30 protein-coding genes are annotated in these 22875 nt (G+C 46.4%); 9 read left to right on the top strand and 21 right to left on the bottom strand.

Annotation, left to right across the window (positions count from 1 at the left end; all coding sequences use genetic code 11):
* Positions 1-36: 36 nt before the first annotated feature.
* Complete coding sequence (locus GKZ89_RS00365) at positions 37-303, bottom strand: hypothetical protein (RefSeq protein WP_155110404.1); 267 nt, start codon at positions 301-303, stop codon at positions 37-39.
* 108 nt (positions 304-411) lie between these two features.
* On the opposite strand from GKZ89_RS00365, the gene GKZ89_RS00360 reads away from it, so the two are divergent.
* The 5 genes from GKZ89_RS00360 to GKZ89_RS00340 all read left to right on the top strand — a co-directional run bounded on the left by GKZ89_RS00360 (position 412) and on the right by GKZ89_RS00340 (position 2121).
* Positions 412-558, top strand: coding sequence for a small acid-soluble spore protein P (locus GKZ89_RS00360; protein ID WP_155110403.1), 147 nt, complete (start codon positions 412-414; stop codon positions 556-558).
* An 81-nt stretch (positions 559-639) separates the two neighbouring features.
* A complete protein-coding gene (locus tag GKZ89_RS00355; RefSeq protein ID WP_155110402.1) occupies positions 640-1014 on the top strand; it encodes an Hsp20/alpha crystallin family protein in 375 nt (124 codons plus the stop codon).
* 164 nt (positions 1015-1178) lie between these two features.
* Entirely contained in the window at positions 1179-1421 is a 243-nt protein-coding gene (locus GKZ89_RS00350; RefSeq protein ID WP_155110401.1) for a spore germination protein, read from the top strand.
* A gap of 65 nt (positions 1422-1486) precedes the next feature.
* Complete coding sequence (locus GKZ89_RS00345) at positions 1487-1630, top strand: DUF2639 domain-containing protein (protein ID WP_241680089.1); 144 nt, start codon at positions 1487-1489, stop codon at positions 1628-1630.
* Between the two features lie 65 nt (positions 1631-1695).
* A complete protein-coding gene (locus GKZ89_RS00340; RefSeq protein ID WP_155110399.1) occupies positions 1696-2121 on the top strand; it encodes a DUF2621 domain-containing protein in 426 nt (141 codons plus the stop codon).
* A gap of 92 nt (positions 2122-2213) precedes the next feature.
* On the opposite strand, the gene GKZ89_RS00335 is transcribed toward GKZ89_RS00340, so the two are convergent.
* From GKZ89_RS00335 to GKZ89_RS00325, 3 genes are all read right to left on the bottom strand, one after another.
* A complete protein-coding gene (locus GKZ89_RS00335; protein WP_430696422.1) occupies positions 2214-2699 on the bottom strand; it encodes a CcdC family protein in 486 nt (161 codons plus the stop codon).
* A 136-nt stretch (positions 2700-2835) separates the two neighbouring features.
* Positions 2836-3195 carry a response regulator gene (locus GKZ89_RS00330; RefSeq protein ID WP_155110397.1) on the bottom strand — a complete coding sequence of 120 codons (360 nt, stop codon included), beginning with the start codon at positions 3193-3195 and terminating at the stop codon, positions 2836-2838.
* A gap of 101 nt (positions 3196-3296) precedes the next feature.
* Positions 3297-4001: a cytochrome c biogenesis CcdA family protein gene (locus GKZ89_RS00325; protein WP_155110396.1), complete on the bottom strand. Its 705-nt coding sequence runs from the start codon at positions 3999-4001 to the stop codon at positions 3297-3299.
* 219 nt (positions 4002-4220) lie between these two features.
* Between GKZ89_RS00325 and GKZ89_RS00320 the strand changes: the two genes are divergently transcribed.
* Positions 4221-4397: a Spo0E family sporulation regulatory protein-aspartic acid phosphatase gene (locus GKZ89_RS00320; protein WP_162356308.1), complete on the top strand. Its 177-nt coding sequence runs from the start codon at positions 4221-4223 to the stop codon at positions 4395-4397.
* Positions 4398-4439: 42 nt separating this feature from the next.
* Here GKZ89_RS00320 and GKZ89_RS00315 read toward each other — a convergent pair whose 3' ends face one another.
* The 7 genes from GKZ89_RS00315 to yneA form a co-directional block, all read right to left on the bottom strand.
* Positions 4440-4646 carry a hypothetical protein gene (locus GKZ89_RS00315; RefSeq protein ID WP_155110394.1) on the bottom strand — a complete coding sequence of 69 codons (207 nt, stop codon included), beginning with the start codon at positions 4644-4646 and terminating at the stop codon, positions 4440-4442.
* A gap of 189 nt (positions 4647-4835) precedes the next feature.
* Positions 4836-5057, bottom strand: a complete 222-nt coding sequence (locus tag GKZ89_RS00310; protein ID WP_155110393.1) for a YneF family protein — start codon at positions 5055-5057, stop codon at positions 4836-4838.
* 85 nt (positions 5058-5142) lie between these two features.
* Positions 5143-5592, bottom strand: a complete 450-nt coding sequence (sirA, locus tag GKZ89_RS00305) for a sporulation inhibitor of replication protein SirA (protein ID WP_155110392.1) — start codon at positions 5590-5592, stop codon at positions 5143-5145.
* A gap of 163 nt (positions 5593-5755) precedes the next feature.
* A complete protein-coding gene (gene tkt / locus GKZ89_RS00300; protein WP_155110391.1) occupies positions 5756-7765 on the bottom strand; it encodes a transketolase in 2010 nt (669 codons plus the stop codon).
* Positions 7766-7868: 103 nt separating this feature from the next.
* Entirely contained in the window at positions 7869-8099 is a 231-nt protein-coding gene (locus GKZ89_RS00295; protein ID WP_155110390.1) for a DUF896 domain-containing protein, read from the bottom strand.
* 70 nt (positions 8100-8169) lie between these two features.
* Positions 8170-8829 carry a YneB family resolvase-like protein gene (locus GKZ89_RS00290; protein ID WP_155110389.1) on the bottom strand — a complete coding sequence of 220 codons (660 nt, stop codon included), beginning with the start codon at positions 8827-8829 and terminating at the stop codon, positions 8170-8172.
* Positions 8830-8837: 8 nt separating this feature from the next.
* Positions 8838-9158 (bottom strand): cell division suppressor protein YneA, encoded by a 321-nt coding sequence (gene yneA / locus GKZ89_RS00285; RefSeq protein ID WP_155110388.1) that lies wholly within the window; start codon positions 9156-9158, stop codon positions 8838-8840.
* Between the two features lie 155 nt (positions 9159-9313).
* Here yneA and lexA point away from each other — a divergent pair, with 155 nt between their 5' ends.
* Both lexA and GKZ89_RS00275 read left to right on the top strand, forming a co-directional pair.
* Positions 9314-9943 (top strand): transcriptional repressor LexA, encoded by a 630-nt coding sequence (lexA, locus tag GKZ89_RS00280; protein WP_155110387.1) that lies wholly within the window; start codon positions 9314-9316, stop codon positions 9941-9943.
* A gap of 60 nt (positions 9944-10003) precedes the next feature.
* Positions 10004-11437 (top strand): magnesium transporter CorA family protein, encoded by a 1434-nt coding sequence (locus GKZ89_RS00275; protein WP_155110386.1) that lies wholly within the window; start codon positions 10004-10006, stop codon positions 11435-11437.
* Positions 11438-11458: 21 nt separating this feature from the next.
* On the opposite strand, the gene cysI is transcribed toward GKZ89_RS00275, so the two are convergent.
* The 10 genes from cysI to hflX form a co-directional block, all read right to left on the bottom strand.
* Positions 11459-13171 carry an assimilatory sulfite reductase (NADPH) hemoprotein subunit gene (gene cysI / locus GKZ89_RS00270; RefSeq protein WP_155110385.1) on the bottom strand — a complete coding sequence of 571 codons (1713 nt, stop codon included), beginning with the start codon at positions 13169-13171 and terminating at the stop codon, positions 11459-11461.
* 26 nt (positions 13172-13197) lie between these two features.
* A complete protein-coding gene (locus GKZ89_RS00265; RefSeq protein WP_155110384.1) occupies positions 13198-14994 on the bottom strand; it encodes an assimilatory sulfite reductase (NADPH) flavoprotein subunit in 1797 nt (598 codons plus the stop codon).
* A gap of 329 nt (positions 14995-15323) precedes the next feature.
* Entirely contained in the window at positions 15324-15620 is a 297-nt protein-coding gene (locus GKZ89_RS00260) for a putative quinol monooxygenase (protein WP_155110383.1), read from the bottom strand.
* A 25-nt stretch (positions 15621-15645) separates the two neighbouring features.
* Entirely contained in the window at positions 15646-16275 is a 630-nt protein-coding gene (locus GKZ89_RS00255) for a nitroreductase family protein (protein WP_162356426.1), read from the bottom strand.
* A gap of 36 nt (positions 16276-16311) precedes the next feature.
* On the bottom strand, positions 16312-16749 hold the full coding sequence (locus GKZ89_RS00250; RefSeq protein WP_430696416.1) for a MarR family winged helix-turn-helix transcriptional regulator: 438 nt from the start codon (positions 16747-16749) through the stop codon (positions 16312-16314).
* A 186-nt stretch (positions 16750-16935) separates the two neighbouring features.
* Positions 16936-17394 carry an NUDIX hydrolase gene (locus GKZ89_RS00245; protein WP_155110380.1) on the bottom strand — a complete coding sequence of 153 codons (459 nt, stop codon included), beginning with the start codon at positions 17392-17394 and terminating at the stop codon, positions 16936-16938.
* 189 nt (positions 17395-17583) lie between these two features.
* The gene (gene glnA / locus GKZ89_RS00240; protein ID WP_155110379.1) at positions 17584-18918 is read right to left on the bottom strand and encodes a type I glutamate--ammonia ligase; all 1335 of its coding nucleotides are present in this window, start codon (positions 18916-18918) and stop codon (positions 17584-17586) included.
* A gap of 52 nt (positions 18919-18970) precedes the next feature.
* A complete protein-coding gene (locus GKZ89_RS00235) occupies positions 18971-19369 on the bottom strand; it encodes a MerR family transcriptional regulator (RefSeq protein ID WP_155110378.1) in 399 nt (132 codons plus the stop codon).
* Positions 19370-19535: 166 nt separating this feature from the next.
* A complete protein-coding gene (locus tag GKZ89_RS00230; protein ID WP_155110377.1) occupies positions 19536-20804 on the bottom strand; it encodes a methionine gamma-lyase family protein in 1269 nt (422 codons plus the stop codon).
* Positions 20805-22079 (bottom strand): GTPase HflX, encoded by a 1275-nt coding sequence (gene hflX, locus GKZ89_RS00225; RefSeq protein ID WP_155110376.1) that lies wholly within the window; start codon positions 22077-22079, stop codon positions 20805-20807. It lies immediately after the preceding gene.
* A 166-nt stretch (positions 22080-22245) separates the two neighbouring features.
* On the opposite strand from hflX, the gene GKZ89_RS00220 reads away from it, so the two are divergent.
* Positions 22246-22869: a trimeric intracellular cation channel family protein gene (locus GKZ89_RS00220; RefSeq protein ID WP_155110375.1), complete on the top strand. Its 624-nt coding sequence runs from the start codon at positions 22246-22248 to the stop codon at positions 22867-22869.
* The last annotated feature ends 6 nt before the right edge of the window (positions 22870-22875 follow it).

Genomic DNA, 22875 nt, shown 5'->3' with positions numbered 1-22875 from the left:
ATCCATTACAGGGTTTTACAGTCCTGTCAGGAAAGGTCAGATCTGATCCTCTTCCCCTGTTTCCTTTACGATCCGGCTGATATCCCGCTTAAATGTTTCAAGCTGGGCACGCTGATGCTCTGAGGCGTTCTCCAGTGCGTTTTGTATTTGAGCATTTGTTTCTCTGATTTCTTCTTTTAAATGCTTCAGATGGGAGCCGTAATCCGGAGATGCGGGATCCATGTTTTGAAAATGCGTCACGGTTTCAGTTGCTTCCTGCTGTGCGGCCTGAAAGGACTGCTGTTTGTTTTTATAGTGCGGCATAGCTCTTCACTCCTTTGCAATGGTCATATCTTTTCCTGCAAAGCCAATTGTATGCATGAATAGATCGCTTCCGTCAGCAAAACCTAAATGGACAAGGAGGAGATCAAAATGACAAATAAAAATACAGGCAAAGACATCAGAAAAAATGCACCAAAGGGAGATCAGCCCGGTCAGCCGGAGCCTCTCAGCGGTTCAAAAAAAGTAAAAAACCGGAATCATTCCAGACAGAAGCATAACAGCGGGCATGATTTTTAAATCAATTGGCATTTTGTCATCACCATGCTGCCATGACTGAATATTTCTAATGGTATACAGGAATGAAAGGAATGCAGCTGCATGGGAGATCACAGGGAATCCGGTTTAGAAGATCTGGACCGATGGCTTAATCAGTTTTTGGAGGATCCTTTTGCGGTCTATGCCGGTGGGATACGCACCGATGTTTTTGAAACAAGCGGCTCCTATTACATTGAGGCGGATCTGCGTGATTGTCCGCCAGCTGATATGACGATAACAGCAGAAGATTGCTGTTTAATCGTTGAAACAGCCGGAAGGAAAGCACAGGTCTTTCTGCCGTTCACTTTGGAAAAGCGGAAAATACAGGCAGCTTACTCCAGCCACATACTCGAGATTTCCATCTCGAAAGAAGAAACGGAACCTTTTGGTCATCCCGCCGCATTTACCATTCATCCGGACGGTATGGAAGGAAAGTAAGTCAGTCTCCCGGAATGCTCCTGCTGCATTCCGGGAGTTTTTATTTGTAAGTGAAAGCTCGAGACCTCATCGGGAAACTTTTATTGCAGCAATCCGGTCAATCGTTTATACCTTAGCCGAAGCCTGTACATATCCTGATAAAAAAGAGTCAGGAGATAATTGGAATGGGAGTATACATCAAAAATTTGGTGATCAATGAAATTTCCGGGGGCATCGTTCATTTTGGAAACACCCGGACGATCAGCCCGATCAGTGCTTCTAAATCGGCTGAAAATGGGAACGGAGGCAGTCAGGCTCAATCCGGAGGAAGCCAAAGTATGGGAGCGGCTCCGAACGGGGGCCAAATGGGAGCGAATCAGACAGGTCCTGCCGGCCAATCAACTGTAAATCCTGCCGGAGGGGGATAATTTGCCGGTTCTCATTCTCCCTGCCTTTGCATATCCTTTTCAAAAAAGAAATGGGGTACTTTCAATTGGCTTATAAAGGATCGAAGGGATGGTACATTTCAGAGCTTAAGAAGGCGGGCATCAGCCGGCACCCGACAGAACAGAGAAAGCTCGAGTTATACAAGACCCATATCATCCGTAAAATCTGGAACAGCAAAAAAGAAGAATAACCAGTCCACCTCTTCCCTGTTTTCCTATATAATAAGAGCAAATGGAAACAGTTGGGGGGATAGGGATGCTGGACAGCTGGTTTCAATGGTTTATCCTTTTTTGGGTCTTTTTCCTGGCAGGCATGCTCTCAATCGGGGGATATTTTATGTTCAGGAAATTTTTAAAAAGGCTCCCCAAGGAAGACGGAAAATCCGACTTGGATTGGCAGGACCATTACATTTTAAAATCGAGGCACCTATGGGATCAAACGCAGAAAGAACTGCTGGAGGAACTCGTTTCACCCGTACCGGAACTTTTCAGAGATGTGGCCAGAGAGAGAATCGCAGGGAAAATCGGGGAGCTTGCCCTTGCTGAAAGAGCCTCTTCCATCTCTCAGGATCTCGTGATAAGAGGGTACATTATGGCCACTCCAAAAAGAGACCATAAATTTCTGAAGAAAAGACTGAAGGAAAAGCAGATCGACTATCAGATGTACAAAGCTTTGTTTTAAACGTGAATATGAAAGCCTATACAAACCTGCCCGCAGAGCATTCATCTGTCATCTTTTCTAAATAAAAAGCTGCACATTGGAAGTGCAGCTTTTTATGTTGCCTGGGTATTCGGGGGGTTTAGCTGGTTCTGGATCTTTTTAAATGAAACATACATCGCAATCCTCCATGGAACGATCATTCCGAAAGCGAGAATCCAGAACATGCCGCTCAGCGCGCCTACATCAATCGATAAGCTTAAATAGGATTTTGCAGCAATCCGTACAGCAAGCAGGCCGATTAAAATGAATGCGAAGGCTTTGGACCGCTTCAAGTATATTTCATTGTCTCTGATTTCAAAACGGCTTGTCTTAATCAGAAAGATTGAAAAAAACATTCCTGCTAAAATTGCTTCCCAAAATTCTGCGACGGTCACATGAAAGAACGGAAACACAAACATGAGCGCCCCTGTGCTCATAAAGAGCGGCGGGAGAATGATTTTTTTAGCAGAAGCGGGTTTTCTGGATGCCCGCATGCGGATCACCAGCACTGCAAACCCCATAACGGCAGCAAAAATGGTAGAAATGACTAATAAATCCATCTTCATCATCCCTTATTCACGTAATACATTCTATTATAAACGAAGTTGTTCCATCTTAATATATGAGCGTGTCCAAAATTTAATCCTTTCGGAAACGAAAAAACCATTTAGATCACCGTCTAAATGGCAGCTTCTTTTATCCGAGTACCCTTGCGGCTGCTTCAAGGACCCTGCTGGAATCAAATGGCTTGATGATAAAGTCTTTTGCTCCTGCCTCTATGGCCTCCACGACCATTTTCTGCTGCCCCATCGCAGAGCACATAACAGCTTTGGCAGAGGGAAATTCCCTCATGATCTCTTTAAGTGCTTCCAGTCCGTTCATTTCAGGCATTGTAATATCCAGCGTGACAAGGTCTGGCTGAAGCTCCCTGTATAAGCGGACTGCACCCTCTCCATTCTCTGCTTCACCGGCTATCGTATAGCCTGCCCCTTCCAGGATGTTTGAGAGTGTTACTCTCATAAATTTGGCATCATCAACGATCAATACTCTAGCCATGTTACTCCTCCCTCATCATGCTTCACCTAATCTATCATCATTATAACAGAAAAATGAGGAAAAAGTATTATTTTTGTCTCGTTACCGAAAATTTTATAGGTCTAAAATCCCGAAAATCCTGTCAGTTCTGTAAAGTATCGGATAATCACAGTCATCCCATCAAAAAAGAGAAGCAGGCCCATCGCCACCATAATTCCTCCGCCAGCCTTCATAAATGAAACCGTATGCTTTGAAATCCAGCTTACTTTTCCAAGGAAAAACGTCATGATAAAAAAAGGAACCGCAAAACCAAGGGCATAGCTTAACATCAATACCATCCCTGATTCGGGATTCGTACCTGCCAGTCCCATAACGGCAGTCAAAATGGGTCCGATGCAAGGCGACCATCCTGCGGCAAACCCGAGCCCGATCAAAATCGAGCCTGCATAGCCTGCCGGGCGGTGTTTAAAGTGAAGCTTCCTCTCCTTCATTAAAAAGGAAGGCGTTAAAATTCCCATCGTGACAAACCCCAGAAATACAATCAATATCGCACCGATCTGCCTGAGCAGATCCTGATAGGAGATAAAAAGATTTCCAATTAGCGAGGTGCCGTAGCCGAGCGCAATAAAAATACTGGAGAAGCCAAGCAAGAAAAAAAAGGTGTGGAGCATGCTTTCTTTTTGCCGCATTGCCTGCCCGGATTTCAGATCCTGTACCGACATCCCGGTTATATAGGATAAAAAGGCCGGGTAAACCGGGAGACAGCATGGGGAAACAAAAGACAGAAATCCTGCTCCAAATGATAAAACTGCATTCACATCTGCCATCTTCATCCTCTTTTCTTCATCATTCTATTTTAATCATACCAGCTGGTCATGCAAGGAAATGTTTCGCTTTATGACATTCATATGTCAATTTTCTTACACTTAAAACACTCCTATTCTACAATACTAAAAAAAGCTTTATAATCATGGATGACAAATACAGCAAACACTATAACTATTTTCTATTTAAATAAACAGCAGCGGAAGAAAGGATACAGAATTGTGACAAAGAAAAACCTGCTCAAAGAAATCGAGCATAAACGGGAAGAATTAAACCAGATTGTACATAAGAACGGAATGTCTTCTCCGATCACCATTCAATACAGCCAGGAGCTCGATAAAATGCTCTATGAATATCAGCAGCATTTCCTGCCGGCAAATCCGGTATGCTACCAGTAACGAAGGGGAGAACGCTGCACGCGTTCTCCTCTCACCTTCCTGTCAATACGTGAACTCCTCCGGTTTCCTTCTTACCCCGTAAAATTTCACTCTGCCCTTATCTGTTACTTCCTTAGCATGGACTCTGACCGTATTCATGTTCACCGTAAGATAGTCACAATGCATCATCAGCTGTGCAGTTTCAAACTCCACCGTATACTGAAAAGGTTCTTCTCCTTCAATAATCATCTCGATCTTCACCTGCTTCAACTGCCGCACCCCCCTCTGATAAGAAAAATTCTAAAAAAGGACGGAATTTCCTGCAAGCGTTTTCAAAATAATTTATCTGTGATATAAAAAAACCCTTTCCCTGATCAGAATCAGTGAAAGGAGTTTTCAGTTATAATGATGGTTTACCAGTTTAATGGAGGAAGTTCTTCCGCTAAGAAGCTAAAGTGTTTACTTCAGCTGCTGGCTGTTCATTGCCTTCATCATTTGATTGATTTTCTTCTGGGATGGTTTCATACCCATTTGCATCATCATCATTCGCAGCATTTGTTCATTGATTGGCGGATTCTTTTTCAAATAACTCATCATATATCGGCGAGCGATAAAGAAACCGAGTGCAACGCCGCCCAGGAGAGCAACGATAATCAGTGTGATGCCAACCCATAAAGTCATGGTAGTTCCTCCTTCACTTTCTCTCGTTTACAGTCTACTAAACCCTTCGATATTATACAATAAATCCTGCGCAATTTCTGCCTTTTTAGACAAAATTTCTTTCTGATATCGGGTTCAGCCAGCCGTATCGTTGAGATTGGAAGTCCATAGCTATAAAGCAAGGGTCCATTTTACGCAGGATTTCAAAGAAAATCGTTTCCGCTTCAAAACTCCCCTGTGCATCGATTTCAATATAACGGTCCTTCACCAGCAGCGTAGCCTGGCCCTGCTCAGCGCTTAAAACGAGCCGATGCAGTGACCCGAGCCGGCGGTACCCCTTCCTGTGCATAAGAAATCCGTTAAGCAGTTCATGAATTTCCTTCACCGGCAAGTCCCGCGAAATGTACAGCACCTGGCGGTTAAGCATTTCATAAGAGCCATCATGAATGCTTGTCCATTGAAAGTTTTTTATCAAATCAAAGATTTTTGCCTCTTTGCCGAAATAATGGCTTGCGAATTCTTCTTCGATTAAATACAGGTAATAATGCCTCACCAGATCCCCTCCCGCCTCTGCAAATCGTATGAACCTATTATACGGGGGCAGCCTGGGAAATCGTGTCTTAATGCGGAGAGAGGATTCACTAATATTGTCGAAGCGGCAGTTCGGATGCTCCTGAAAAAAGGAGAGCTTCCCGCTGCCGGGAAGCTCTCTTTCTTTATTACTTATTCAAAAGCGCTTTAACGCGTGCTGTTACATTGTCAGGAGTAAAGCCGTATTCTTTCATAATCACTTCTCCCGGTGCAGAGGCTCCGAACCCGTTAATTCCGAGTACGTCCCCTTCATCACCAGTGTACCTCTCCCATCCAAGTGGAGATGCCACTTCGATCGCCAGGCGTTTTTTCACATCCTTCGGAAGGACGGAAGCTTTGTATTCGGCAGACTGCTCCTCAAACCGCTTCCAGGAAGGCATGCTGATGACAGATGCGTAAATTCCATCCTGAAGGAGAGTCTTTTGGGCCTCTACCGCCAAGCCGACTTCAGAGCCAGATGCGAGAAGCAGCACGTCCGCCTGCTCTTTCTCTGCCGGTGATACAACGTAGGCTCCTTTTTCAACGCCTGCAGATGAAAGCTCTGCAGAGTGCTCGAGAGTAGGCAGATCCTGTCTGGAAAGCACAAGAGCGGTCGGGCTCGTTTTCGATGTTAAAGCAAGCTTCCAAGCTGCTGCTGTTTCATTTGCATCTGCAGGTCTGATCACATCAAGGTTCGGCATTGCTCTAAGAGAAGCCAGCTGTTCAACCGGTTCATGTGTAGGGCCATCTTCCCCTACTGCAATGCTGTCATGTGTGAAGACAAAAGTGACAGGAAGTCCCATCAGTGACGCAAGGCGGATAGCCGGGCGAAGATAATCAGAGAAGACAAAGAATGTGCCTCCGAAAACCTTGAGTCCACCGTGAAGCGCCATTCCGTTCAGTGCAGCACCCATGGCGAACTCTCTGACACCAAACCAGATATTGCGGCCTGCATAATTGTCCGCTGTGAAATCTTCAGTGTTTTTAATCGTTGTTTTATTGGATCCTGCAAGATCTGCGGAACCGCCGAACAGATTCGGAACATTTTTTGCGATCGCATTCAGCACTTCTCCAGAAGAAGCCCTGGAAGCCATTCCTTTGCCGGTTTCATACACTTTTACATCCTGACCCCAGCCTTCAGGCAGTCCTCCGCCAATGGCAAGTTCCAGTTCGGCAGCAAGCTCCGGATACTGGTCTTTGTATTGTGCAAAAAGCCTGTTCCAGTCTTCTTCAGCCTTTGCTCCTGCTTCTTTGATCGTTTTCTCAAAGTGGCTGTACACTTCATCCGGAACATGGAAATCTTTATCGAATGTCCATTTGTAGGCATCTTTAGTGAGCTTTGCTTCTTCCGCTCCAAGAGGCGCACCGTGTGCACCAGAAGTACCCGCACGGTTTGGAGAACCAAACCCGATGGTTGTCTTCACTTCGATTAGTGTCGGCTGATCTTCATTCTTCTTTGCAAGTTCAATGGCTCTGCCGATTTCATCGGTATCATTTCCATCTTCGACTCTGAGTACTTGCCAGTTCATTGCTTCAAAGCGCTGCTGGACATTTTCGCTGAAAGAGCGGTCCAGATCACCGTCAAGGGAGATGTCGTTGGAATCGTAAAGGACGATCAAGCGGCCGAGTTTAAGATGACCGGCAAAAGAAGATGCTTCAGATGAAATTCCCTCCATTAAATCGCCGTCTCCGCAGATTGCAAAGGTATGGTGATCTACAACGTTGAAGGATTCCTTATTATATGTATGTGCAAGGTGGCGTTCAGCCATCGCCATTCCAACCGCCATGGCGATTCCCTGTCCCAGCGGGCCTGTAGTTGCATCTACGCCCGGAGTATGTCCGAATTCAGGATGTCCGGGAGTCTTGCTTCCCCATTGGCGGAAAGACTTGATGTCCTCCATGGAAACATCATATCCAGCCAGGTGAAGCATGCTGTAAAGCAGCATGGAGCCGTGGCCTGCGGACAGCACGAAGCGGTCACGGTTGAACCAGTCCGGATTGCCGGGATTCTGCTTCATATGGTCCGTCCAAAGCTTGTACGCCATAGGAGCTGATCCCATTGGCATTCCAGGATGGCCGGAATTTGCTTTTTCAATGGCATCAATGGACAGTGTCCGGATTGTTGCGATCGACAAAGAATCAATAGTAGATAATGTCATGTTCAATCATCCTTTCGAAATACATTTTACACTCTTATCATATCCGTACAGCAGGAATAGTACAACCAATAGGCCTGTTTATTCAAACAGGCCCGGCAGTCACTCAGTGCAGTCGTTTATTTTTTTCATCTTTCAGCTTTTGAGGGGTCACATCGTTGCCCTCTGGATCAACAATCTTCACATTTTTCAACGTATTTTTAACAGAGCTTCGGAACGTTTTCAAATATTCTTCCCTTAAAGCCTGCTGTTCCTTTTTTTCCTTATCTGTGAGGCCCTCTGACTTTGATTTTCTGGCCAGGGTATTGATTCTGTTCATTTTTTCCTGTGAAAGCATAGCAGTCTCCTTTATCTATCGATAGTGACATCGTACAAAAAACTGCCTGAAAAGGCAACCGAACAGATCTTTAAGATCCGCTGGCTGCCTCCTGTTCATCCATATATTCCTGATATCTTCTATGTACGGTTGCTTTGGAAACAGAATACCCAAAACCTCTCAGTGTTGCGGCAATATCAGCGAATGTCAGCTTGTTCTTCCTTAACCGCACAATCTCGCTGATCGGTACGTCTATTTTTTCCCTTCGTCCTCCGGAAGAAAGATCATGCAGGTTATGCTGCGGCTGGAATCCATTTTCCACAGCCCGCCGCATGCCCCTGCGGATCTTCATATTGTGAATTTTCCTCTGATATTCTTCCACTACACTGACAATTTCAAGAACCATGGAATCCGCTTCTGAAAGCTGAAGTTCCCCTTTTCCTGCTATTGTATAGATTTTCGCTTCTTCCTTATATACGCAGTGGAGAATAGCCATCCGTGCACTGCCTCTGCCGAGACGGGTCTCATCCTGAATGAGCAGAACCTCTGCTTCCTTTTTCCCGATCACATCAAGAAGCTCAAGCACTCCTTCTCTCTCCACTTCATAGCCGCTCGCTTTTTCCTCTATCACCCGTACAACTTCTATGCTGTTTTCTTCAGCCAGCTTCACAAGCTCTTCCTTCTGCCTGCCCAAAGAAGTTTCCTGCTCTTCTTTCACTGTGCTGACTCTGCAATATATAACGGCTTTCATTATGCGATCTACTCCTCCAGGGCAACAACTGTGCCGTCCAGCTTATGAAGGGTATCCTTTTTCACGGGAATGTACACTGTATCACCCGGCTTAAGCACGATGGAATTCAGACTGTTTTCCTGGCCGACCCATTCTACGAATTCCATCTGGGTCAGGCTGTGTTTGTCCTTAAGCGCAGTTGCAAGGTCCCATAAATTATCCCCTTCGCGGATTTCTATTTTAGCATAGCCGTCCATCGCTTTGCTGCTGCCTGCACCCGCTGCACAAAAAATAATTCCTCCGACTAGAACAAAAAATGAAGCTATAATAGCAAAAGTGCTTTTTGACATGAATACTCAACCTCCAGAATGTTTGTTCGTATTTCCTGTTTGTATTATAAGACGAACAAACGTTTTGGGTCAAGCCCTTTTTTCGAACTTATGTTTGTATCCAAAGGTAAATCATGCTACAATAACTATAAATTACTTACTCCGAGGTGCTATGGATGAGCAAACTATCAAAAAGGCAACAGGACATTCTTGATTTTATTAAACAGGAAGTCAGAAGCAAAGGCTATCCGCCGTCCGTCAGGGAAATCGGCCTCGCAGTCGGACTGGCATCAAGCTCCACCGTCCACGGCCACCTGGCCAGACTGGAGAACAAGGGCCTTATAAGAAGAGATCCGACTAAACCGCGTGCCATTGAGATTCTCACAGAAGAAGAGCAGCAGGGACTGGACATTCCGCAGAACGGAGTAGTGAATGTTCCGATCATAGGAAAGGTTACGGCCGGTCTGCCGATCACTGCCATTGAAAACATTGAAGAGTATTTTCCGATTCCGGAGCGCCTGGCTTCTCCGGACGAACAGGTCTTTATGCTTGAAATCGCAGGAAACAGTATGATTGAAGCAGGAATTCTGGATGGAGATCTTGTCGTAGTCAGACAGCAGCAATCTGCGAATAACGGAGACATAGTCGTTGCCATGACAGAGGATGACGAAGCAACAGTAAAGCGTTTCTTCAGGGAAAAGGATTACATTAGGCTTCAGCCGGAGAATTCCTCAATGGAACCGATCATACTCCGCAACGTATCCATCCTTGGAAAAGTAATAGGCGTTTACCGCACGGTGCACTAAGAGGCTTGTTCGAGAGGACAGGCTTTTTTTTATCCACTAACCTGATGGGGGAATCGATCCATGACTGCCGAGAGGGAATTGCTCCTTGAAGAAGCAGCAAGCCAATTTATCTTTCCGTTTTCATTAAAGCATTCAGATATCAAGAAGATGAAGCCTGCCATTGAAAAAGGGGGCTATGCTTATTTCAGGCTTCGTGAAAAAGAGCTCGAAGACCGGTATTACGGAGCGGGAAGGTCCGTTTCCCACGATCAGATGGACCTGTATTTTCTTCCCTTCATCGAAAACCTGTTATTTGACCCTGAACCGGGCAAAGAATCGCTGAGCCGCTTCTCCTCCCGTATCGGGTCTTCCGTTCAGATTTCGTATGGTCAAGAAGGAAGAACTTATACAGCGGATGTCCTTTCAGCTGATCTTTTCATTTGCCCTTTTCAAATTGGAATCCTCTCTGTCAGGACAAAGCTATCCGGAACTGGGCTCACTTTATCTGATGTACAGGATTTTCAAAATCACTTCCGAATCCTTGAGCCTAAAATCGCGAAAAATAAAAATCTGAAGGCAGTCAGCGGCGGCCGGGAATACAGCAGCATACAGGAATACATCTTTAAGGAAGTGGCTCCATGCATCGTCCCTTTTATAGAAACAGGAGAGAACGAATCTTCTTATTTTGGAAGCCTTCCCTATTTTGTGGATGAAAGAATGTATGTGATCAGCACACTCATCTCTTCCGGGAAGGGCGTATCTGATGAACATCTGTTCCGGTGCGGCCAGGTCAACGGATATGACCAGAAGGGAATGCCCTATCTATCCGCCGGGAATCCGGAATACATCAGGAACTATGTTTCAGATCACTGCTATACACGGTGGGCTCCTGAAACGAACTATATCATCAGCGACCATTCGTTTACATGCCTTACCCAGGGCGGCAGCCATGCGGAATCTGTCTATAGAGAAATGTATGGTGAACATTATTACAGCCTGCTCCTTCACTATTTTTATAAAATGGTGCTTCTGAAGCTGTCCTACCAGTATTCATTAATGTACAGAAAGAACCGGACGAATGAAATCGAACAGCTCATCACAGCAATCACCGACTTTTCCGGCAAGTACCATTTTAAGGAGATCAGCAGCCGCACCGAGGGGCAGGAGCTCGCTTCTCTGATGAATCAGGTGTTTCACATTTCCACCCTTTATGATGAAGTGAAAAAGACATTGGACAGCCTCTACCGGAACCAGGAAAAGCTTGCGGGGAAACGGAATAATTATCTCCTGTTTATTCTGACTACCTATACGGTCATTTCAGGTATTTACGGGATGAACCTTGTGATCGAAGACTGGAAGGGTAAAATTGACTGGAGTATGCTTTCAGACTATTCTCTTTTTGAGTACATAGCGTTCTGCGTGGCAATCAGCGGCATCCTGATCGGATTCAGCCTTGGGGCAGGCGCGATCGCCAGTCTTTTTCATAATTACTATGTGCGCAGAAAAAAGAGATGACCAAAATCGGTCATCTCTTTTTTAATGATGAAAGTTTGTGCCGTCAGTGGTTGCCTCTATAACTCCCGCACGGATAACGTAGTCGCCAAAATGCTCCCCTTGCACTCTTTCCTTTGCATAACGCGGAAGAAGTTCTCCGAGCTCCCGCAGGATTTCATCTTCTCCTATGTTCTCTCTATACATTTTACTGAGGCGGCTTCCATCAAAGGCAGCCCCTAAGTACATGTTGTATTTGCCCGGTGCTTTACCGATAAACCCGATTTCCCCAAGAGCGTGGCGGGCACAGCCGTTTGGGCAGCCGGTCATGCGGATCGTGATCTCTTCATCACGCAATCCGTTTTCATCTACAATCTCTTCAATTTTGCTGATCAGCTCAGGCAGGTAGCGCTCCGCCTCCGCCATTGCGAGCCCGCATGTAGGGAGTGCCACACATGCCATCGAACTTCTGCGGAGTGCGGAATATTGTGCTCCGTCAGTCAAGCTGTAAGCCTGAATGATTTCTTCGATTTCTGCTTTCTTTTCTGCAGAAACATTTGCGATGATTACATTCTGATTGGCTGTAAGCCTGAAATCACCTGTGTGCACGCCCGCGATTTTCTTTAAGCCGGTCTTCAGCTTATAGTTTTCAAAATCCGCAACACGGCCGCCTTCAATAAATAAGGTATAATGCCATGTCCCTTCCGTTCCCTCAATCCAGCCATAGCGGTCTCCGTTGTGGTCAAAATGGAATTCTTCAGCCGGATCGAGCTTCCAGCCAAGCCGTTCTTCCAGCTCTTCAACTACACTGTCAAGACCAAGCCGGTCTACTGTATATTTGAAGCGCGCATTTTTTCTTTCAGAACGGTTGCCGTAATCCCGCTGGATTGTGATGATCTTCTCTGCCACATCCAGGATCTGTTCCGGTTTGCAAAATCCGATGACCTTTGCAAGCTGGGGGTAGGTTTCCTTATCCCCGTGAGACATCCCCATTCCGCCGCCAATCGCTACATTAAAGCCTGTAAGCTGGCCGTCTTTTACAATTGCGATGTATCCGAGATCCTGGGAATACACATCGATATCGTTTGATGGAGGCACTGCAATGCCGATTTTAAACTTTCTTGGCAGATAAAGGGGGCCGTACATCGGCTCAGAGAACTCTTCTTCTCCGGTGACCTTCTCTTCATCAAGCCAGATCTCGTGATAAGCCCTCGTCTTTGGCAGCAGATACTCACTTAGCTTTTTGGACCACTCATACACCTCTCCATGGATTTCGGACTGATTGGGGTTCGGATTGCACATCACATTACGGTTTACATCCCCGCAAGCCGCTATTGTATCCATGAGCGATTGGTGGATTTCCTTAATCGTATTTTTCATATTCCACTTCAAAACACCGTGCATCTGGAAGGTCATTCTAGTCGTGATTTTTAAGGTTCCATTTCCGTTCCGGTCTGCCAGATCATCCATCACAAGCCATTGTTCCGGCGTGGCCACCCCTCCCGGAAGGCGTACCCTTAGCATGAACTGATAAGCAGGTTCAAGCTTTTGCTTTTGGCGCTCGATCCGGAGATCACGGTCATCCTGCAGGTAGCTGCCGTGGAATTTCATCAGTCTGTTATCATCATCTGAGATGCCGCTGCTGATTTGTTCGAGCATGGATTCTGCGAGAGTTCCGCGCAGGAACTTACTCTCTTCTTTTATCCGTTCAACATCACTCGGACTGCCCTCTGGTGCAGTTAACGTGCGCTTAGACATTTTTAATCATGCTCCTTCTTCAGCGGTCAGTAAACGTCCCGCTGATACCTTTTTTGCTGCTGCATTTCAGCGATGTATGCTTCCGCTTCTTCCTTTGCCATCTTTCCTTCTTGAATAAGGATGGCTATAAGCGTGTTGTGAACATCATGGGCCATGTTTTTCTCATCCCCGCATACATAAACAATGGCACCGCTTTGGATCCATTCATATAATTCTTTACTGTTCTCGAGCATTCTGTGCTGTACATAAACCTTCTCTGCCGTGTCTCTTGAGAAAGCTACATCCATTTTGGTCAAGACGCCGTCTTTTAACCATTTCTGCCACTCTGTTTGGTAAAGGAAATCTGTGACAAAATGACGGTCTCCGAAGAACAGCCATGATTCTCCTCCGGCACCCTTCTCCTCGCGCTCCTGCATAAATGAACGGAAAGGCGCGATTCCGGTACCCGGGCCGATCATAATGATCGGAGTATCTCCGTCCTCAGGAAGCTTAAAGTTCTGGTTGGACTGTACGTACACCGGAATCGTATCCCCCGGCTGCAGACGCTCTGCACAGAGGATCGAGCAGACTCCGCTGCGCGAACGGCCGTACGACTCATACCGGACGGCACCAATCGTGAGGTGGACCTCATCCGGATTTGCTTCGAGACTGCTTGCAATCGAGTAGAGCCTGCCCGGAATTTTGCGGAGGATGTTCAATACGTCCTGTGCAGTTCCGTTCCAAGGTCCAAAATCAGTGAGCAGATCAAGCAGATCTCGGCCTTTCATGTAGGTTTTGAGCTCTTCTTCCCGTGCAAGCAGTTCACCAAGCTCTTTGCCGCCAGTAAGCTTCGCTGCCTGTTCTACTAGAGGCTTCGTCAAAACGGTGATTTCAAAGTTTGAAGTCAACGCCTCTTTAAGAGATTTAGTCTCTCCCTGCTTGTTGACCTTTACGGTCTCATCCTCGTCCCATTTCATTTCTTCTATTATAAGGTTCACGAGCGCCGGATCATTTTCCGGGTAAATCCCTAGACTGTCCCCTGGCTCATAGGAGAGGCCGGAACCTTCAAGCGAGAGCTCCAAATGGGTCGTTTCCTTGTCTGAGCCACGGCCGTTGAGATTGATGCTTTCTAGGATTTCCGCATGAAATGGGTTTGTCCTCGTATATGTACTCTCACCGGAGTATGTGATTTCCTTATCATTGGATGGACACTGCGCTTCCGCACCTTGCAATTCTGCCAATACTTTTTCGAGCCACTCTGCAGCAGGTTCATCATAATCCAGGTCACAGTCCTCACGCGGGGCAAGTCTGCTTGCGCCAAGCTCTTCCAAACGTGAGTCGAACTCTTTTCCTGTCTGGCAGAACTGCTCATACGAACTGTCCCCGAGAGACAGAACGGAATACCGCAAACCCTCTAACTTCGGAGCGCGCTTTCCATGTAGAAATTCATGAAATGTAAGGGCATTGTCAGGAGGGTCCCCTTCTCCGTGCGTACTTACGGCAATCAGCAGATTTTCCAGTTTTTTTAACGAATTCGGCTTGAAATCACTCATAGAGGAAACCGTTACTTTGAACCCGTTCTCTTCCAGTTTCCTGCCGCTTTTTTGAGCCAGCCCCTGGGCGTTTCCTGTCTGGGACCCGTATAAGATGGTTACATCTTTTGAAGCGTGTGCCGATCCGCCCGGAGACTGCTGAACAGCTGTACCGGCCGGTGCAGCCTGTTCTGTGGCAGCCAGGTATCCGGCAAGCCACATTTTTTGTGACGGAGATAAAGAAGGCAGCAGCTGATTCAGCAAATCAGACTGCTCCTGATTAAATGGACTGTTCGTTACTTGTAATGGCAATCTTTACACCTCATTCGTCTGCATGGTTTCATCCGGTATTGCGATTATACCGATAAAATAAGTCGGTTTTCAGTACAGTACCTGCCCTGATGCTATTTCTATAGATTCCAAGTTAATTTTACAGAAAATTTATGCATTAGTAAAATATTTTTCTATTATAGGTGTCATCAGGTTTTTTAATACCCGTTTTTCGTATTTGTAAAGCAGCAGCAAAAGCAGAGGAAGCCGCCTTGCGCACATTCTGCAGTCCTGCTGTGAATGCGAAAACCCCCGGAAATGATTCCGGGGGTTTTTGCATAGTGCACCGGAACCGAGCTCCGGCACTGCTCTTATCGCTTTACTTCTTCCCCTGCAAAAATTCTCGCGTTAAGCGGCGCTGCAAGGTATTGAGGTGCTTTTTCTACAAATGCCTGAAAATGCGTGCTTGTATTATGGCTTTGAACAGCTTCCTGTCCTTCCCATAGTTCCACCATTGTGTAAGCATGATCTGTTTCAGTGCTCTTCATCAGCTCATAAGAAACATTGCCGCTTTCTTCTCTTGAGGCAGAAACGAGTACAGAAATCTCCTCCAGGAATTCAGATACCTTTTCCGGTTTTACTTGAAATTGCGCATGAATAATAATCATTTTTCATTCTCCTTTTCGGTTCGTGTTATTTCCACTCTGTAATTTTTTCAGTTGGCAGACGGTAGGACTGATAGCCTTGATCCGCTGCTTTGCCGATAGACAGCAGCATAACAGGATAATAGCGTTCTTTATCCATCCCGAAAGCTTCTGCAATCTGATCTTTTTCATACCCGCCGATTGGGTTGGTATCATATCCGTGCGCACGCGCGGCAAGCATCAGCTGCATTGACACAAGCCCTGAATCGATCAGATTCATTTCTTTCAATTGGTCGTACGAGCTGTTTTCAAAGAATCCTTTGATGGCCGGTACTTGACGGTCGCGGACTTCAGCAGGCATTAGGCCTTTTTCTACGGCTGTATCATAAATTTCATCTAGATAAAGATCGCTTTTCATATCTGCAAATACGGCAATAACCGCTGAAGAGGTGGCTACCTGTGTCTGGTTGAATTTTGCAAGCGGAGCAAGCTTCGCTTTACCTTCTTCAGAATCAATAACGAGAAAGCGCCAAGGCTGCATGTTAACAGATGATGGTGCAAGTGCTGCTTCTGTCAAAATCTCTGTCATTTCCTCTTTGCTGATTTTTACAGCAGGGTCGTAGCTGCGGATTGAGCGGCGCCCTGTGACGATTTGAGTAAAGTCATTAGTTTTCATAATCCATTCTCCTTTTGTTCATCTAAGATGTTGGTTTCCTCAATCAATTTCTTCTATATTCTGCTGCAGCCTGGATAGCATGCCCTTAAGACTGTTCCGTTCTTCCTTTGTGAAGCCTTTAAGCACATTCGAAACAAATCTCTGTTTCTCCTCCCGGTAAGCAGCCATTTTTCTTCGGCCCTCATCCGTCAGCTTCACGTAGGTAAAGCGGGTATCCTCAGGGTTTTTGCGGCGGGAAACACTTCCCCTATCCTCAAGCTGCTTAATGTGTCTCGTGACAGCTGCATGATCGATCAAGACAGCCTTCTGCAACTCCCGCTGAGTCATTTCCTCTTTTTCGTAAAGTTTATGAAGGATTTCCAGGCGGGACTGGCTCAGCCCAGTGCAGCGTTCAAATTTAGGAACGATGCTTTTATTGATCTCATAAAGTCTGTGAAACAATTCCTCGTCCTCAGCACAGCATTCTCTCAATGGCATCCTCCCTTACTATATAGACTTTTATATAATTGATAGGTCAATCATTGACTCGTCAACTATCTTACTATACGTTTCTATTCTGGTCAAATGATTTGAATGCTTCTCTGATATTCCCTTTCAGGAGGCGCAGTTCCGCGCTTTTCATAAGGACATGATCATTCACCAGCATGCCGGTGCTGAATTGAATTACCTGGCTAGTTTTTCATGATAAATACTGATTGGATGCACCTCTTCATTTAGTAAGTTCCTTATGATTTGCTTTATTACCTGTGGTTCTCTTAATTCATCATCCTTAAATTGAGCAAAGTCGCTCAGTTTAATCCACATACTGCCGGTAATCCCCTCCTCATCAAGATGTAACCGGCCACCCGTAATTTCACCAATAAAATGAAACATGATTACTTGACTGCTGATGTTGCTTAAAAAATTATATACGCCAGTAGTACCAATCAGATTTATGTCGTATCCTGTTTCCTCTTTTACTTCCCTTTGAGCAGCATAAAGAATGTCCTCGCCATATTCAATATGACCACCCGGAAAGGTCCACTTATTTAATGCGGCAGGTTTATTCTCCTTTATGATTAAAACTTCTTCATCCTGTATGATGGTTGCTGTAGTAACTAATACAATGTCATTTTGAGACATCAATTTTCTCCCAGTTCATTATTCATTTTTCTTGTCTCATGTATCCTTTAAAACCTTTTTAACTTCCCTTTTTCCTCTAAGTAATTCGACAGCATTCTACATAAAGCCTCTTTCAGCTACACTGGTTTTGGACTAACCAAACTGCAAAAAAACCCCCTGACACCAATTGTGCCAAGGGGGTTTTGGGTCTTAGTACATGCTCATGTACTGCTCTCGCTCCCAAGGGTGCACTTGCGTACGGAACATATCCCATTCGATTTCTTTCGCTTCGATAAAGTGCTCGAACAAATGCTCTCCAAGCGCTTTTACGATTACGTCATTGGCTTTAAGCGCATCGAGTGCTCCAGCCAGTGTGGATGGAAGATCGACGATGCCGTTTTCCAGGCGCTCTTCTTTGTTCATCACATAGATGTTGCGGTCGATCGGCTTTGGCGGAGTCAGGCCGTTCTTGATTCCATCAAGTCCAGCTGCCAGAAGAACTGCCATTGCAAGGTATGGGTTCGCTGCAGGGTCAACGCTGCGGACTTCTACACGTGTAGAGATGCCCCGGGATGCAGGGATCCGGATCAGCGGGCTGCGGTTACGGGCGGACCATGCCACATAGCAAGGAGCTTCGTAGCCTGGTACAAGACGCTTGTAAGAGTTAACTGTCGGGTTCGTCACAGCTGTGAAGCCCGTCGCGTTCTTGATGATGCCGGCGATGAACTGGCGTGCTGTTTCACTCAGCTGCAGATCTCCATTCTCATCATAGAAAGCATTTTTTCCTTCTTTGAAGAGAGAAAGGTTGCAGTGCATACCGGATCCGTTAACACCGAACAGCGGCTTCGGCATGAACGTAGCATGCAGGCCATGCTTGCGGGCGATGGTTTTAACAACAAGCTTAAATGTCTGGATGTCATCACATGCTCTGATTGCACTCGCATATTTAAAGTCGATCTCATGCTGTCCAGGAGCCACTTCATGGTGGGATGCTTCAATTTCAAAGCCCATCTCTTCAAGCTCCAGCACGATGTCGCGGCGGCAGTTTTCACCAAGATCTGTTGGAGCAAGGTCAAAATATCCGCCTTTATCATTTAATTCAAGAGTCGGTTCGCCTCTTTGATCCAATTTGAAGAGGAAGAATTCAGGTTCAGGCCCAAGGTTGAAATCTGTAAAGCCAAGCTCTTCCATTTCTCCAAGAACGCGTTTGAGGTTCGCACGCGGATCTCCTTCGAACGGAGTGCCATCCGGATTGTAAATGTCACAGATGAAGCGGGCAACTTTCCCTTTTTCGGATGTCCAAGGAAAAATGACGAATGTATCAAGGTCCGGGTATAGGTTCATATCGGATTCTTCAATACGTACGAAGCCTTCAATGGAAGATCCGTCGAACATCATTTTGTTGTCCAGCGCTTTTTCAAGCTGGCTTACCGGAATTTCAACGTTTTTGATCGTGCCCAGGATATCCGTGAATTGCAGGCGGATGTACTTGACGTTGTTTTCGTCTACTAACTTTACGATGTCTTCCTTGGTATACTTTGACATAATCATTTCCTCCCAATTGAATACAATATATTTTTAATTGATGCTCACATAATCAGTGGAAGAACCTGGACATATCTCCCTGCCTCAGTGAGGTCCTGCGGGAATTTCCGCTTTGAACCATTTCGGCTCTAAGGAGCTTCCTCAGCTCTTCATCTGTAAGATCCGGCTTTTCTGCTTTGACAGGCTCAGCCTGTGCAGGTGCCGGCAAATCTTTCCGTTTAAAGATTTGTTTAATACCCGCAAGATTGACACCCTGTTCAATCAGGCTCTTGATTTCCAGCAGCTGATCGACATCGTTAAACGAAAACAGGCGCCGGTTCCCTTCTGTACGGGCAGGGAAAATCAGTTCATGCTCCTCATAATAACGGATCTGTCTTGCAGACAATTCCGTAAGCTGCATGACAATCCCGATTGGAAACAAAGGCATTGAGCGTCGAATTGTATCACCCATTCCTTTTTCCTCCTTATCAAATCTTAATGCTATTATATGCAATGTTATATAATGTGTCAAGTTAATGTAAGAATACCTAACATTAAAATTCTATTTACCTAGCATTCTTCCTTATACAGGATAACTCCGGGAAAAATGCACAAAAAAGAACGGGGTCTCCCGTCCTTTAAAGTTTGATGAGCTCCTGGCTGAACAACCTGTCAAGGCTTGAGCAAACCGCGATTTTTACATGCGAATAAGTCAGCCCGCCCTGAACATAAGCAGTATAAGGCGGTCTTAGCGGCCCATCAGCTGTAAGCTCTATGCTCGCTCCCTGTATGAATGTTCCCGCTGCCATGATCACATCATCCTCGTAGCCGGGCATATAACTTGGATACGGAGTGACGTGGGAATTGATTGGGGAAGCATATTGTATGGCCTGGCAGAAGGCAATCATCCGCTCTGGATCATCAAAAATAACACTTTGAATCAAGTCTGTCCGTTGTGCATCCCATGAAGGAGACGTTCTCATACCCGCTTTTTCAAGAAGGGCCGCTGTAAAAACGGCGCCTTTTAACGCCTGACCCGCCACATGCGGAGCAAGGAAAAAGCCCTGGTACATTTCCTGAAGACTGTATAAAGAAGCCCCGGCTTCTGCACCGATGCCCGGTGAAGTCATCCTGAATGAACAGGCCTCAACCCATTCTTTTTTTCCGGCGATGTAGCCGCCTGTTTTAGCGAGTCCCCCGCCAGGGTTTTTGATCAGTGAACCGGCAATCAGATCCGCTCCGGCGTGGCAAGGTTCCATTTCTTCAATAAATTCACCATAGCAGTTGTCAACGAAAACGACGATTTCCGGATTGATGGATTTCACAAATGTGATCATTTCACGGATTTCCGATATCGTAAAGGAAGGACGGTTCGCATACCCTTTCGAGCGCTGGATGCCGACCATCTTCGTTTTGCTGCTGATCGCCGTTTTGAGAGCCTGCAAGTCCGGCTTGCCGTCTGCCTGGAGGTCAACGGTCTGATAAGAGATGCCGAACTCCTTAAGGGACCCGCTGCCGCTGCCCCGGATGCCCACAATTTCTTCAAGCGTATCATAAGGCCTTCCTGTCATATAGATCAGCTCATCACCTGGTCTTAGCACGCCAAAGAGTGCGATGGAAATCGCATGGGTCCCCGATATAATCTGCGGGCGGACCAGGGCCGCCTCTCCTCCGAATACTTCTGCATAGATCTTCTCAAGCGTATCCCTTCCGCTATCATCATACCCGTAGCCGGTTGAAGGAATAAAGTGAGAATCACTTACTTTATGTTTCTGATAGCTCTGAAGCACCCTGTATTGATTGGATTCAATCCGTTCATCGATCTTCCGGTGAATCTCCGCAATCTGCTGCTCTGTTTCTTTTACCAGCTTTGTAAGAACTTCTTTATTGTGTAACTGTTCAAGCATTTACCATTCATCCTTGTCTGCAGTATTCTGTGCTGAAATTTTTGCATCGTTTTCCTGGGCATACCCGCTGATTTCATAGATCCCTTTGTCTTCATTAAAAAAGAATGTCTGTACGATCGTATCCTGCTTCAGCTGAGAAATCATTCTTCCCTGATCAGGCGGAAGTTCCAGGCTGTACGGAACCATTTCCTGTATGACCCGTTCTTCGATCTTCTCTCTTAATGCGCTGATATCCCCGGGGTTCAAGGCACTCATAATGAGGTAGGGGTCAGCCGTATTGGGTGTGAAATCCGGAAGCATCTCGTCCTTTTTATTGTAGATGGTCAGTCTTGGAATGCGGCTTGCTTCCAATTCATTGAGCAGCCCGAAAACCGTCTTTTCATGGTTTATGCTGTCCTCACTGGACGTATCCACCACATGGAGAATAAAATCTGCTTCTTTTGCCTCCTCCAGCGTAGAACGGAAGGCTGCAACCAATGTTGTCGGCAGATCCTGTATGAACCCGACCGTATCTGTCAGAAGAGCCTGATAGCCGCTCGGAAGTTTGATTTTCCGGGTCATCGGGTCCAGTGTTGCAAATAACAGATTCTCTTCAAAGCTGTCTGCTTCTGTCAGCCGGTTAAACAGGGTGGATTTTCCGGCATTCGTGTAGCCCACAAGTGCGATTTGGAACGCTTTATTCCGTTTACGCCTCTCCCGGTACCTTTCCCGGTGGCTTATGACCGTCTGCAGTTGTTGCTTGATCTCCACCATCCGCCTGTTAATGTACCGTCTGTCTGTCTCAAGCTGGGTTTCACCCGGACCTCTCGTGCCGATTCCGCCTCCCTGCCTGGAAAGATGGATCCCCTGCCCGCTTAGCCTTGGAAGCAGATAATCGAGCTGGGCAAGCTCAACCTGCAGCTTTCCTTCACGGGTCTGGGCACGCTGGGCAAAAATATCAAGAATGAGCTGCGTGCGGTCGATCACCTTCACATCTAGCTCCCGCTGCAGGTTCCTGATCTGGCTCGGCGAAAGCTCGCCGTTGAAGATCACTGCATCCGGTTCATACTCTTCGGTGAGCGCCTTCAATTCTTCAAGCTTTCCTTTCCCAATGCAGGTAGCCGGATGAAGACGGTCCCGTTTCTGGGTTACAGAAGCGATGGACTGGCCTTTTGCTGTTTTAATAAGGGAAACCAGCTCTTCCATTGAATAGCGGAACTGCTCATCCGACACGAAAGAAAGCTGGCACCCGACAATAATCGCCTTCTCAGGCTGTGTATGTGAAAATTCGTTCAATCGTCATTCCTGCCTTTTTAGCGGACACTTGCAAATGCTTTTGCAGCCGCTTAAATGTAAGATTAAACTTATCATACCATTTTTGCACCGGTTTTTAAAAAAATCATTGATAAATTGGGGAACAGAAGCTAAAATCGATACGGTTGAACATGAAAAGGAGAAAGCGATGACTTGGGAAGTATTAAGCATGATCGGCACAGCAGCTTTTGCCATCAGCGGGGCCATTGTGGCCATGGAAGAAGAGTACGATATCTTTGGCGTTTATATACTTGGAATTGTGACAGCGTTTGGCGGGGGCGCGATACGGAACTTGCTTATCGGCGTACCGGTCTCAGCATTATGGGAGCAGGGACTGTATTTTCAGATCGCCCTGTTTTTTATCACAGCGGTCTTTCTTTTCCCGCAAAGGCTGCTCAAGCATTGGAACAGGTGGGGGAACATTACAGATGCGATCGGTCTGTCTGCATTCGCCATCCAGGGTGCACTGTATGCTGCGAACATGGGACATCCCCTGAGCGCGGTTATCGTTGCAGCCGTTTTAACCGGGAGCGGCGGCGGAATCATCCGGGATGTGCTCGCGCGCAGGAAACCGCTCGTCCTCCGTTCTGAAATCTATGCTGTCTGGGCCATTATCGGCGGATTGGCGATCGGGCTGGGGTGGGGCCAGTCCCCGCTCGAACTGTATACCCTGTTCGCGGCTATTACCCTGCTCCGGATCCTTTCCTATACGTATCAATGGAGACTGCCCACCAGAAGCTTTTATGATCGCGACCGCCATCTTGAACAATAAAAAAAG

The organism is Metabacillus mangrovi (genome assembly GCF_009711125.1).
GTDB lineage: Bacteria > Bacillota > Bacilli > Bacillales > Bacillaceae > Metabacillus_B > Metabacillus_B mangrovi.
Note: the sequence above shows the minus strand (reverse complement) of the source record. Positions and strands in the feature narration are given on the sequence as shown.